Annotated in this window: 11 protein-coding genes; 2 read left to right on the top strand and 9 right to left on the bottom strand. The window is 73.6% G+C overall.

Annotated elements, in window-relative coordinates; genetic code table 11:
• Positions 1 to 455: 455 nt before the first annotated feature.
• Positions 456 to 1,721, bottom strand: coding sequence for a tyrosine--tRNA ligase (gene tyrS, locus IH44_RS0120830; protein ID WP_030461161.1), 1,266 nt, complete (start codon positions 1,719 to 1,721; stop codon positions 456 to 458).
• 218 nt (positions 1,722 to 1,939) lie between these two features.
• On the opposite strand from tyrS, the gene IH44_RS0120825 reads away from it, so the two are divergent.
• Entirely contained in the window at positions 1,940 to 2,482 is a 543-nt protein-coding gene (locus IH44_RS0120825; RefSeq protein ID WP_030461160.1) for an HNH endonuclease, read from the top strand.
• Between the two features lie 91 nt (positions 2,483 to 2,573).
• Here IH44_RS0120825 and IH44_RS0120820 read toward each other — a convergent pair whose 3' ends face one another.
• From IH44_RS0120820 to IH44_RS0120795, 6 genes are all read right to left on the bottom strand, one after another.
• A complete protein-coding gene (locus IH44_RS0120820) occupies positions 2,574 to 4,502 on the bottom strand; it encodes a PQQ-binding-like beta-propeller repeat protein (protein ID WP_030461159.1) in 1,929 nt (642 codons plus the stop codon).
• A 122-nt stretch (positions 4,503 to 4,624) separates the two neighbouring features.
• On the bottom strand, positions 4,625 to 4,921 hold the full coding sequence (locus tag IH44_RS0120815; RefSeq protein ID WP_030461158.1) for a 4a-hydroxytetrahydrobiopterin dehydratase: 297 nt from the start codon (positions 4,919 to 4,921) through the stop codon (positions 4,625 to 4,627).
• Between the two features lie 137 nt (positions 4,922 to 5,058).
• A complete protein-coding gene (locus IH44_RS0120810) occupies positions 5,059 to 5,826 on the bottom strand; it encodes a sulfite exporter TauE/SafE family protein (RefSeq protein ID WP_030461157.1) in 768 nt (255 codons plus the stop codon).
• 252 nt (positions 5,827 to 6,078) lie between these two features.
• Entirely contained in the window at positions 6,079 to 7,104 is a 1,026-nt protein-coding gene (locus tag IH44_RS0120805) for an SPFH domain-containing protein (RefSeq protein WP_030461156.1), read from the bottom strand.
• Between the two features lie 10 nt (positions 7,105 to 7,114).
• A complete protein-coding gene (locus tag IH44_RS0120800; protein ID WP_030461155.1) occupies positions 7,115 to 7,549 on the bottom strand; it encodes an NfeD family protein in 435 nt (144 codons plus the stop codon).
• A 103-nt stretch (positions 7,550 to 7,652) separates the two neighbouring features.
• Positions 7,653 to 8,444 (bottom strand): ABC transporter ATP-binding protein, encoded by a 792-nt coding sequence (locus tag IH44_RS0120795; protein WP_030461154.1) that lies wholly within the window; start codon positions 8,442 to 8,444, stop codon positions 7,653 to 7,655.
• 132 nt (positions 8,445 to 8,576) lie between these two features.
• Between IH44_RS0120795 and IH44_RS0120790 the strand changes: the two genes are divergently transcribed.
• Positions 8,577 to 9,377 (top strand): hypothetical protein, encoded by an 801-nt coding sequence (locus tag IH44_RS0120790; RefSeq protein ID WP_030461153.1) that lies wholly within the window; start codon positions 8,577 to 8,579, stop codon positions 9,375 to 9,377.
• 20 nt (positions 9,378 to 9,397) lie between these two features.
• Here IH44_RS0120790 and IH44_RS0120785 read toward each other — a convergent pair whose 3' ends face one another.
• The gene (locus IH44_RS0120785; protein WP_030461152.1) at positions 9,398 to 10,042 is read right to left on the bottom strand and encodes a response regulator transcription factor; all 645 of its coding nucleotides are present in this window, start codon (positions 10,040 to 10,042) and stop codon (positions 9,398 to 9,400) included.
• Entirely contained in the window at positions 10,035 to 11,174 is a 1,140-nt protein-coding gene (locus IH44_RS0120780) for a GAF domain-containing sensor histidine kinase (protein ID WP_030461151.1), read from the bottom strand. Before IH44_RS0120780 ends, IH44_RS0120785 begins: the two co-directional genes overlap by 8 nt.
• Positions 11,175 to 11,283: the final 109 nt, after the last annotated feature.

The raw sequence follows: 11,283 nt of genomic DNA, 5'->3' as shown, positions 1-11,283 counted from the left end.
TGGCGTTGACTTTTGGCACGCTGTTGAGTTCTCAAGGAACGGACACTTCCTTCGGACCGCATTCCTGCGGACCCTCCGGGCGCTTCGTTCTTTCGTGTTCCCAGCTTATCAGATGTTTTCCGCTCCGTTTTCCCGGAGTTTCATTCGATCCGATTTGCTTTGGCCTTTCGGCGCTCCCGAACTCTACCAGAGTTATTCGGTCCGCTTTTCCATCCGGAAATCCGAACGGACGCGCGACGAGTCGCTCATCAGGGTTTGGGGGGTTCCGCCTCCCGGTCTCAGCCGGTTCAGGCGACTCGACCTACGTTAGGACACCGGGAGGGGCGAGTCAAACATGGCGGGGCCCGATCTGGCTGGATCGGGCCCCTGTTCACCATGTCCGCAGGTCAACCGCAGCCTGTTTCAGGCCACTTGACGGTGCGGACCTCGCATGCGGAGCGCATGCGGATGTCGCGTTACGCGTCGGCGAGTTCGACGGCGGCGAGGTTGCGCTTGCCGCGGCGCAGGACGAGCCAGCGGCCGTGCAGGAGGTCGTCGGCGGTGGCGACGGCTTCCTCGTCGGTGACCTTGGTGTTGTTGAGGTAGGCGCCGCCTTCCTTGATGGTGCGGCGGGCGCCGGAGCGGCTGGGGGCCAGGCCGGTTTCGACCAGCAGGTCGACGAGCTGGCCGAGTTCGGTGACCGTCGCCTTCGGGACCTCGGCGAGGGCGGCGGCCAGGGTGGCGGGTTCGAGGTCGGAGAGGTCGCCCTGGCCGAAGAGGGCCTTGGAGGCGGCAACGGCGCGCTCGTACTGGTCGGCGCCGTGGACGAGGGTGGTGAGTTCCTCGGCGAGGGCGCGCTGGGCGAGGCGGGCGGCGGGGCGTTCGGCGGTGTCGCGTTCGAGCTGTTCGATCTCCTCGTGGCTGCGGAAGGAGAAGATCCGCAGGAACTTGGGGATGTCGCGGTCGTCGGCGTTCAGCCAGAACTGGTAGAAGGCGTAGGGGGTGGTGAGTTCGGGGTCGAGCCAGACGGTGCCGGACTCGGTCTTGCCGAACTTGGTGCCGTCGGCCTTGGTGATCAGCGGGGTGGCGAGGGCGTGCACGGAGCGGCCCTCGGCCTTGCGGATCAGGTCGCTGCCGGCGGTGAGGTTGCCCCACTGGTCGCTGCCGCCGGTCTGCAGGGTGCAGCCGTAGCGGCGGTTCAGCTCCAGGAAGTCCATGCCCTGGAGGATCTGGTAGCTGAACTCGGTGTAGCTGATGCCCGCGTCCGAGTTGAGCCGGCGGGCCACCGCCTCCTTGGCGATCATGTTGTTGACGCGGAAGTACTTGCCGACGTCGCGCAGCAGGGAGATGGCCGACATGCCGGACGTCCAGTCCAGGTTGTTGACCATGCGGGCGGCGTACTCGCCCTCGAAGTCGAGGAAGCGCGCCACCTGGCCGCGCAGGCGCTCGACCCAGCCGGCCACCGTCTCGGGGTCGTTGAGGACGCGCTCGGCGGTGGGCTTGGGGTCGCCGATCAGGCCGGTGGCGCCGCCGACCAGGCCGAGCGGGAGGTTCCCGGCCTGCTGGATGCGGCGCATGGTGAGGATCTGGACCAGGTTGCCGAGGTGCAGGCTGGGGGCGGTCGGGTCGAAGCCGCAATAGAACGTGACCGGGCCGTCCGCGAACGCCTTGCGCAGTGCGTCCTCGTCAGTGGACAGGGCGATCAGCCCGCGCCACTGCAGCTCGTCGACGATGTCGGTCACGGTCCCGCGTCTCCTTCGGTCGGGGGTCCGGCGCGGTGGCCCGGGAGCGGGCGGTGCGCCTGGACGGTTCCAGCGGGGTAGAGCCTACGCGCTCGGAGTGCGGGGGCTCCGGCGCAGGTCGGGGTGCGGGGGCGGAAATTCCGTTGTTCGGGGGGAGGCGGGCGTTCACAGTGGTGCCACCGCCGTGCGGCGGGGGCGAGCACTGGAGGTGGCCCGTTATGCGCAACACCCTTGTCCTGAACGCGAGCTACGAACCGTTGAGCACGGTGCCGCTGCGCCGTGCCGTCGTGCTGGTCCTGCAGGACAAGGCGGTGGTCGAGCAGGCGCATCCGCTGCGGGTGGTGCGCGGCTCGGGGGTGCAGCTGCCGGTGCCGCGGGTGATCAGGCTGACCAGGTACGTGCGGGTGCCGTTCCGACAACGGGCTCCGTGGTCGCGGCGGGGGGTGCTGGCGCGGGACCAGTTCCGGTGCGCGTACTGCGGGCGGCGGGGCACCACGGTCGACCACCTGGCGCCCAAGTCGCGCGGTGGGGCGGACAGTTGGCTGAACACCGTGGCGGCCTGCGCGGAGTGCAACCAGCACAAGGCGGACCGGACGCCGGAGCAGGCGGGGATGCGGCTGCTGCGGCGGCCGTTCGAGCCGACGCCGGAGGCGACGCTGATGCTCGCGCTCGGGCTGCGGGCCGGTGAGCTGGGGGAGCTCGCCGCCTGGCTGCCGCAGCGGCCGGAGGACCGGAAGGCGGCCGCGGCCGCGGGCGTGTGAGAGGCCGACGGGCCCGACCTGATCAGGGGACAGGTCGGGCCCGTCGTCATTGCACGGACCGGAGCGGAGCCGGGGCGGGGGCGGGGGCGGGTCAGCCCTTGCTGCTGAAGGCGGTGGCCACGCCGTAGTTGGAGGCGTGCTCGGGGACGGCCACCAGGTGTCCGGAGGCGGTGCGCACCCGGCCGGCCGTGAGCAGCGAGCCGGTGCCCTGCGGGAAGGCGCCGCCCTGGGTCTCCTGGCCGCCGGCCAGGGCGAAGCGGCTGAGGTGGGCGGGCTGGTCGCCGCGTTCGTCGGCGGCGGCCACCAGGCCGCCGGCGTCGACCCCGATCGGGCGGGCCTTGCTCTTCTCGGCGACGGGGGTGCGCCACTGCGGCTTGCCGGTGGCGAGGTCGTACGCGGTGATCGCGGTGGGGTTGCCGCCGCCGTCGGGGACGACCGCGGCGAACATGGTGCTGCCCTGGAAGTACACGGCGGGGACGGGGTCGAAGCTGCCGTGGCCGACGTCCAGCCGGCCGCCGCCCTCGACGGCCACCGGGATCTCCGCCGCCGGGTCGCCCTCCGCGCCCCAGGCGAACACCCGGTCGTCGGCGGGCTTCTCGCCGGTGGTGAGCACCACGGCGGGTTCGGCGGAGAGCACGGTGACGGTGGTGGGCTGGTTGTTCAGGCCCCGCCAGAACTTGACCTTGCCGTCGGAGACGTTGAGCGCGACGGCCTGGTCGGCGGGCGTGGAGTCGGCGCAGCGGCTGTGCAGCACCACGACGGAGGCGCCGGCGTTGCCGGACAGCGTGCAGAACTTGCCCTGGCCGGTGTACTGCCAGGCTTCGGCGCCGTCGGCGGCGGCCCAGGCGGACGCCTTGTCGTCGCCGACCGCGACGACCTTGTCGTCGGTGACGGCGACGTGGGTGGTGTAGCTGTCCTTGGCGTCGGACAGGGTCTTCGTCCAGACCGCCTGACCGGACTTGGTGTCGACGGCGGCGACGGTGCTGCAGGGGCTCTTCGGGTCGGCGGCGGGGCGGTAGGCGACCGCGCCGAGGCCGGCGGCGTTGACGGCCGGGGACAGGCCGCAGGGGACGGCGCCGTCGGCGGGGGCCTTGAGCGTCCAGGTGGGCTTGCCGTCGGCGAGGGCGTAGGCGTGCACGCCCGTGCCGTCGGCGCGGACCACGCTGTCGGCCAGCAGCCAGCTGCCGACCAGGGTGTCGTCGGCGCCCGGGGCCCCGGCGGCGGCCTGGTCGGCGGGCACCGTCCAGGACTTGGTGTGGGCGACGGCGATGTTCTGCGAACTGCCCTGGGGGCTCTGGGCCGCGGGCTTGTCACCGTCGTCGGACATGGCGAGCACGCCGGCGGTGACCAGTACGGCCAGCGCGGCGACGCCCGCGCCGACCCGGATCGCCAGGCCGCGGCGGCTGGGTGCGCCCTCGCCGGAGAGCACCGCGGCGCGGGCCTTGGCGGCGAAGCCGCCGGCGGCGGGACGCTCCCGACCGGTTCCGGGGCCGCTGTCGCCGTCGGCCGGGTCGGTGGCGGAGCCGGCCGGCACGCCGGTGCCGCCGGGGGCGAACGGGTCCTCGGCGCTGGTCTGCGGGTAGTCGGCGGCGGCGGCCGGGGCGGGCGCGGCGGCCGGCTGCCCGTACGGGTCCGGGTGGCCGGCCGGCTCGGTGGCGGGGGGCGCGTAGAGCTGCTGGGCGGACGGGTCCTGGTAGCCGTTCTGCTGCTCGGCGTAGCCCTGCTGCTGCGGGTCGGCGTACGCCTGCTGCTGCTCGGCGTAGCCGTAGGACGGCTGCTGCGGGTCCTGGTAGGTCTCCTGGTAGCCGTAGGACGGCTGCTGCTGCGGGAAGGGCGGCTGCCCGTACGCCTGCTGCTGGTCCGGGTAGCCGTAGCCCTGCTGCTGCGGGTCCTGGTAGGTCTCCTGGTAGCCGTAGCCCTGCTGCCCGTACGCCTGCTGCTCCGGGTAGCCCTGCTGCTGGGGCTGGGGGTACCAGGGCTGCTGGTCGTACCCGGGGGTCGTGGGAGGTTCCTGAGCCATGCGTTCCGTCCGTCCCGACTGCGGTCTGGCAAGGGGCCAGCATCTCACGGCGCGGGAACGGGTTTTGCCGGGGCTTTGCGCGGGGTTCGGGGTCGGGCGGGGTGCTGCGGGGGCGGCCGGGGTCAGGCGGCGTCGTCGAGGGCGCGGTCGATCAGGTGGGCGACCGTGATGTCGAGGCTGGTCAGGCCGCCGGAGCTGTGGGTGGTGAGCAGGAAGGTGAGGGTGCGCCAGCGGATGTCGATGTCGGGGTGGTGGTCGAGCGCCTCGGCCTGTTCGGCGACGGCGTCGACGACCTTGATCGCGGTGGGGAAGCTCGCGGTCTCGGCGGTGCGGGTGATGGCTTCGCCGGTGCGGGTCCACTGCGGGAGGTCGGCGAGGGCGTTGGCGATCTGCTCCTCGCTGAGGCGGGTGCGGCTCATGGCGGTCTCCGTCCTGGCTGCGGCCGCGGGGGCGGCCGTCACCGCCGAGCCTACGTCGCGCGGGGCGGCCCGTCGGGTCCGCGGACCGCAGGTCGGCCTGCGGTCCGCACGGCGTGCGAGCGGCCCGGCGGGGACGGTCAGAAGAACAGCAGCTTGGTGACGGCGGCCAGGCCGACCAGCACGATCAGGCCGCGCAGCGCGATCGGCGGGAGGCGGCGGCCGACCTTGGCGCCGAGCACGCCGCCGAGGGTGGCGCCGGCGGCGATCAGCAGGGCGGCGGTCCAGTCGATGTGCGAGGTGAAGAGGAAGAAGAGGGCGGCGACGCCGTTGACGATCACGGCGAGGACGTTCTTGATCCCGTTGATCGTCTGCAGGTCGTCGGGGAGCAGCATGCCCATCAGGGCGAGCAGCAGGACGCCCTGGGCGGCGCCGAAGTAGCCGCCGTAGACGCCGGTGAGGCCGATGCAGAACAGCAGCGGCCAGCCGCCGTCGGTGGCGGGGGCGGCGGTGCCGGCGGCCCGGCGGGCGGCCATCGCGCGGGCCACCCGGGGCTGCAGGACGACCAGGACGAGGGCGGTGAGGATCAGGACCGGGACGACGGCCTCGAAGGCGCTGCCGGGGAGGGTGACCAGCAGGGCGGCGCCGGTGAGTCCGCCGAGCAGCGAGGCGGTGCCGAAGCGGAGCAGGCGGTGGCGCTGTCCGGCGAGTTCGGCCCGGTAGCCGATCGCGCCGGCCAGTGAACCGGGCACCAGGCCCAGCGAGTTGGAGACGTTGGCGGTGACGGGGGGCAGGCCGACGGCGAGCAGGACGGGGAAGGTGATCAGGGTGCCGGAGCCGACGATGGTGTTGATGGCTCCGGCCGCGATCCCGGCCAGCAGGACGGCGGTCATCTCCCACAGCGTCATTGGCTTCCCCCTCGTTGGCTGCTGTCATGCGCCGGTCGATCATGCCGGAGCGGTGCGCGGCTTGGCCAGGGTCGTCCGGACGGTGGACATACGTTCCGCGATGCGAGAAACCCGGGCCGGGCGGCCCCAACCCCAACCCCAACCCCGGCCCCGGCCCGGCCCCGAACGCAGACGCAGACGCGGACGCGGACGGGCCCCGGTCGACGCGGGGTCGGCCGGGGCCCGTCGGGGCGCTGCGGGTTGCTCGTCGGGTTACTCGTCGATCTTGGGGTACTCGCGGGTGGGCTCGACCCGGGGGCGGGCGGTCTTGTTCTCGGTGTCCACCGGGCGCGGACCGGCGGCCGGGTCGACCGGGACGCGGGCGGCCGGCGGCGGGACGGCGGGGGCGGCCGGGGTGGCGCCGCCGCCGGTGACGCCCTGGAAGGCGCCGCCGAGGCCCTTGAGCGCGTCGCCGACCTCGCTGGGGATGATCCACAGCTTGTTGGCGTCGCCCTTGGCGAGCTCGGGCAGGGTCTGCAGGTACTGGTAGGCGAGCAGCTTCTGGTCGGCGTCGCCCTCGTGGATGGCCTCGAAGACGGTGCGGATCGCGGCGGCCTCGCCGTCGGCCTTGAGGACGGCGGCCTGCGCCTCGCCCTCGGCCTGGAGGACGGCGGCCTGCTTCTCGCCCTCGGCGCGCAGGATCTGGGCCTGCCGGGCGCCCTCGGCGGTGAGGATCGCGGCGCGCTTGTCGCGGTCGGCGCGCATCTGCTTCTCCATCGAGTCCTGGATGGAGGTCGGCGGCTCGATCGCCTTCAGCTCGACCCGGTTGACCCGGATGCCCCAGCGGCCGGTGGCCTCGTCCAGGACGCCGCGCAGGCCGGCGTTGATGACCTCGCGGGAGGTCAGGGTGGACTCGAGGTCCATCGAGCCGATGATGTTGCGCAGGGTGGTGACGGTGAGCTGCTCGATGGCCTGGATGTAGCTGGCCACCTCGTAGGTCGCGGCCCGCGGGTCGGTCACCTGGTAGTAGATGACGGTGTCGATGTTGACGACCAGGTTGTCCGAGGTGATGACGGGCTGCGGCGGGAACGGGACGACCTGCTCGCGCAGGTCGATCCGGTTGCGGATGGTGTCGATGAACGGGACCACGATGTTCAGGCCGGCGCTCAGGGTGCGGGTGTAGCGGCCGAAGCGCTCCACGATCGCCGCGCTGGCCTGCGGGATCACCTGGATCGTCTTGATCAGGGCGATGAAGGCCACCACGACCAGGACGATCAGGACGATGAGGACGGGTTCCAACGCTTCTCCCCTAGACGACCAGGGCGGTGGCGCCCTGGATTTCGACGACGTCGACCTGCTGCCCCGGCTCGAACACCGAGCCCGGGTGGAGCGCGCGGGCCGACCAGATCTCGCCGTTGAGCTTGATCCGTCCGCCCTCTCCCCCGTCGACTGTTTCCTGTACCACTGCGGTGGCGCCGGTCAGCGCCTCCACGCCCGTGCGGTAGCCCGGGCCCTTCTTGAGCTGGCGGTAGGCGATCGGGCGGACGAACACCAGCAGCGCGGCCGAGACCCCGACGAACACCAGGAACTGCGGGACCGTGCCGCCGCCCAGACCGGCCGTCAGCGCGGCGGCGCCGGCGCCGACCGCGAACATGGCGAACTCGGGCATCGCGGTGACCACCAGCGGAATGCCCAGCGCGACGGCGAGCAGCAGCCACCAGATCCAGCTGTCCACGGGCTCCATCCTAGGGAAGTCGGGTCTCTCCCCGCGTAGCTTCCCGCAGGTGGGGCGGCGGAAACCGGCCGTGTGTACGACCGGTTCCCGCCGTTCGCCCCGGCGGCGCGATTCAGCCGAGCGGGAGGCCCTGCGCGGTCCACCGGTCGCCGCGCTGTTCGAGGGTCAGCGGCAGGCCGAAGCAGTGCGACAGGTTGCGGGCGGTGAGGGTGCTCTCGATCGGACCGGCCGTCATCACCTTGCCCTGACGGATCATCAGCACGTGGGTCATGCCGGGGACGATCTCCTCGACGTGGTGGGTGACCATCACCATGGACGGCGCGTACTCGTCCTGGGCGAGCGCGGCGAGGCGGCGGATCAGGTCCTCGCGGCCGCCGAGGTCGAGGCCCGCGGCGGGCTCGTCGAGCAGCAGCAGCTCGGGGTCGGTCATCAGGGCGCGGGCGATCAGGGTGCGCTTGCGCTCGCCCTCGGAGAGGGTGCCGAACTTGCGGCCGGTGAAGGCGGCCATGCCGAGCAGGTCGAGCAGCACCAGGGCGCGGGCCTCGTCCGGCTCCTCGTAGGTCTCCTTGCCGTGCACGGTCTGCCCGTACGCGGCGGTCAGCACCGTCTCCAGCACGGTCTGGCCGACCGGCAGCTTGTCGTACATCGCGGCGCTGGCCAGGCCGATCCGGGCGCGCTGCTCGAACACGTCGACCTGGTCGAGCTTCTCGCCGAGCACCACGGCCTCGCCGGAGCTCGGGAACAGGTAGGCGCCGGCGATCTGGAGCAGCGTGGTCTTGCCCGCTCCGTTCGGACCGAGCACCACCCAGCGCTCGCCCTCCTTGACCGACCAGGACACGTGATCGACGAGCGCGCGCCCCTCCCGGACCACGGAAACGTCCACCAGCTCCAGCACGTCGCTCATGCCTACGCCTTCCCCAAATGCAAGAATCCGGCCGTCCGTGGGACCTGGGCGTGAGGTCCTCGGGGTGCGGTCCACCTGTGTCAGGCCAAACCTACGCCACCCGCCCGGCGCGCTTGTCCGTAGGCTGGTCCGATGCTCGCCACTCCTGCCGACAATCCGTACCAAGAACCCCGTTCGGGGCGGCTCACCGCCTGGGGGAACGCGCTGCTGACCGGCGCCGCCTCCCCCGACGACGCGGCCGCCGCCGTCCAGGGCACCGACGACGCCCACCGGGTGACCGGCCTGCCCGGCGAGGCCCCGGACTCGCTGCACGGCCTGACCTGGGCGCTGGGACGGCTGCGCGTCATGGGCGCGAAGGGCTTTCGGCTCGCCCTCCCGGTGGCCGGGCACCCGCTCGGGCTGACCGGGCCGCCGGCCTTCAACTCGCTGGCGCTGGGCGCCGGCGAGGCCGTCCTGGCGGTCGGCGTCCCGTACGGGCTGGTGCCGGAGGTCGAGGTGTACGGGCCGGCCGGCGACCAGGGCGTGCGGGTGCTGTGGCAGTGCCTGCCGGTGAACGACGCGCTGCCCGCCGACGTGCCCTCGCTGGACGAGGCCGAGCGCGAACTCGCCGACGGGCTGCGGCAGGCCACCGCGGTGCTGGCCCGGCTGGACGTGGCCGGGGCCGGGCCGGAGACGCTGCGGGCGCTGGAGTCCTTCCGGCGGCGCGGCCACCGCGAGGCGCTGGCGCCCGGCTACCCGCAGCGCGCGGTGCGGGTGCTGGAGTCGGCCCGGCAGGTGTCCGCGCTGCTGCACATCGCCGCGGGCGGGCACGGGGCGGCGGTCTCCGCCTCCGAGATGGCCGCCCGGCGGGACGCCCTGGCCCCGCTGGAGCGCACCGCCCGGCGGGCCCAGGTGGCGGCGCACAACGCGGCCGTGGACGAGCGGCGGGGCTGAGCGTCGGGGCCGACGGGCGCTCAGCCCTGGTTGCGGACCGCCCACAGCGCGGCCTGGGTGCGGTCGGCGACGTCCAGCTTCATCAGGATGTTGGAGACGTGCGTCTTGACGGTCTTCTCCGACAGGTGCAGCGAGCGGGCGATCTCCCGGTTGGAGCGGCCGTCGGCGATGTGCGAGAGCACCTCGCGCTCGCGGTCGGTGAGGGTGCCGCCGCGGCCCTGCGGCGGGGCCGGGACGTCCTCGGCGAGCAGGGCGGCGGCGAGTTCGGGCTGGAGCAGCACGTGGCCGGCGTGCACCGAGCGGATCGCCCCGGCCAGCGCCTCCGGGTCGACGTCCTTGTACACGTAGCCGGCCGCGCCCGCGCGCAGCGCCGGGACCATGGTGCGGTGCTCGGTGAAGCTGGTGACGATCAGCACCCGGGCGGTGCTGCCGCGTTCGCGCAGCAGGCGCAGCGCCTCGATGCCGTCGACCTTGGGCATCTTGAGGTCCATCAGGACCACGTCGGGGGCGAGGTCGGCGGCCCGCTCGACGGCCTGCTCGCCGTCCGCGGCCTCGCCGACCACCTCGATGTCGTCCTGCACCTCCAGGAAGGTGCGCAGGCCGCGCCGGACCACCTGGTGGTCGTCCACCAGCAGCACGCGGATCGGTGACGCGGTGTCAGGCACCGGGGACCTCCAGTTCGACCAGGGTGCCCCGGCCCGGGGCGGACTCCAGGGACAGCCGGCCGCCGACCGCGGCGGCCCGGTCGCGCATCGACACCAGGCCGAGGTGCCGGCCGGCCCGGCGCACCGACTCCGGGTCGAAGCCGCGGCCGTCGTCGCGGACGGTCAGCTTCGCGCCGCGCGGCGGGGTGCCGGTGAGGGTGACCGTGACGCGGCCGGCGCCGGCGTGCCGCAGCGCGTTGTGCAGCGCCTCCTGGGCGACCCGCAGCACGGCCGCCTCCTGGGCGGCGGGCAGCGCGCGGACGCCGGTGGCGGTGAAGGCCACCGCGGCGCTGTGCGCCCGGTCCAGCACCTGGGCCTGCGAGGCGAGGGTGGCCACCAGGCCGTCCTCCTCCAGCGCGGCGGGGCGCAGTTCGACCACCACGGCGCGCAGTTCGTCGGCGGCCTCGGCGGCCAGCCGGGCCACCTCGGCGAGGTTCTCGCGGGCCCGGGCCGGGTCGCGGTCGACCTGCTTGGCGGCGGCGCGGGCGGTCAGGCGCAGCGAGAACAGCTTCTGCGAGACGGCGTCGTGCAGGTCGTGGGCGATCCGGGCACGCTCGCCGGAGAGGGTGAGTTCGCGGCTGCGCTCGTAGAGCCGGGCGTTGCCGAGGGCGAGGGCGGCGTGCGCGACCAGGATCCGCAGCAGTTCCTCGTCGTGGTCGGTGAAGCCGCCGGGCTTGTTGGCCAGGAACAGGGCGCCGGCGATCTCGTCCTCGTCCATGATCGGCATCCCGAGGAAGTCGGTCATGTCCGGGTGGGCGTCCGGCCAGCCGCCGAAGGCGGGGGCGGTGCGGACGTCCGTCAGCCGGGTCGGTTCGCGGTCGTGCAGCATCGAGGCCAGCACGCCGTGCTGGCGGGGCAGCGGGCCGATCGCCCGCCACTGCTCGTCGCTCACCCCGTCGACCACGAACTGGGCGAACCCGCCGTGGTCGTCCGGCAGCCCCAGCGCGGCGTACTCGGCGCCCAGCAGGGTGCGGGCGGAGGCGGTGATCCGGCGCAGCACCTCCCGGACCTCCAGCGGCCGGGACATCGCCAGCACCGCGGCGCTGACCGCCTCGATCGCCTGCAACGACGGGTCGCACCCGGGACTGTCCATGCCGCCCACGCTACCGCCGCGGTCACGGCTGCCACCTCGGGCGGGAGACCTAGGGCGGAGGGCCCCGGTCCGGCGGCCCCGGGAACGCCGAAGGGCCCCCGGAGGGGCC

It is taken from the genome of Kitasatospora sp. NRRL B-11411, assembly GCF_000721345.1.
GTDB classification, from domain to species: Bacteria; Actinomycetota; Actinomycetes; order Streptomycetales; family Streptomycetaceae; genus Kitasatospora; species Kitasatospora cineracea.
Note: the sequence above shows the minus strand (reverse complement) of the source record. Positions and strands in the feature narration are given on the sequence as shown.

What these genes read in the sequence shown, in the direction of transcription:
- IH44_RS0120825 (WP_030461160.1), top strand. Translation starts at nt 1,940, where the DNA reads ATGCGCAACACCCTTGTCCTGAACGCGAGCTACGAACCGTTGAGCACG.
- IH44_RS0120820 (WP_030461159.1), bottom strand. Translation starts at nt 4,502, where the DNA reads ATGGCTCAGGAACCTCCCACGACCCCCGGGTACGACCAGCAGCCCTGG.
- IH44_RS0120815 (WP_030461158.1), bottom strand. Translation starts at nt 4,921, where the DNA reads ATGAGCCGCACCCGCCTCAGCGAGGAGCAGATCGCCAACGCCCTCGCC.
- IH44_RS0120810 (WP_030461157.1), bottom strand. Translation starts at nt 5,826, where the DNA reads ATGACGCTGTGGGAGATGACCGCCGTCCTGCTGGCCGGGATCGCGGCC.
- IH44_RS0120800 (WP_030461155.1), bottom strand. Translation starts at nt 7,549, where the DNA reads ATGGAGCCCGTGGACAGCTGGATCTGGTGGCTGCTGCTCGCCGTCGCG.
- IH44_RS0120795 (WP_030461154.1), bottom strand. Translation starts at nt 8,444, where the DNA reads ATGAGCGACGTGCTGGAGCTGGTGGACGTTTCCGTGGTCCGGGAGGGG.
- IH44_RS0120790 (WP_030461153.1), top strand. Translation starts at nt 8,577, where the DNA reads ATGCTCGCCACTCCTGCCGACAATCCGTACCAAGAACCCCGTTCGGGG.
- IH44_RS0120780 (WP_030461151.1), bottom strand. Translation starts at nt 11,174, where the DNA reads ATGGACAGTCCCGGGTGCGACCCGTCGTTGCAGGCGATCGAGGCGGTC.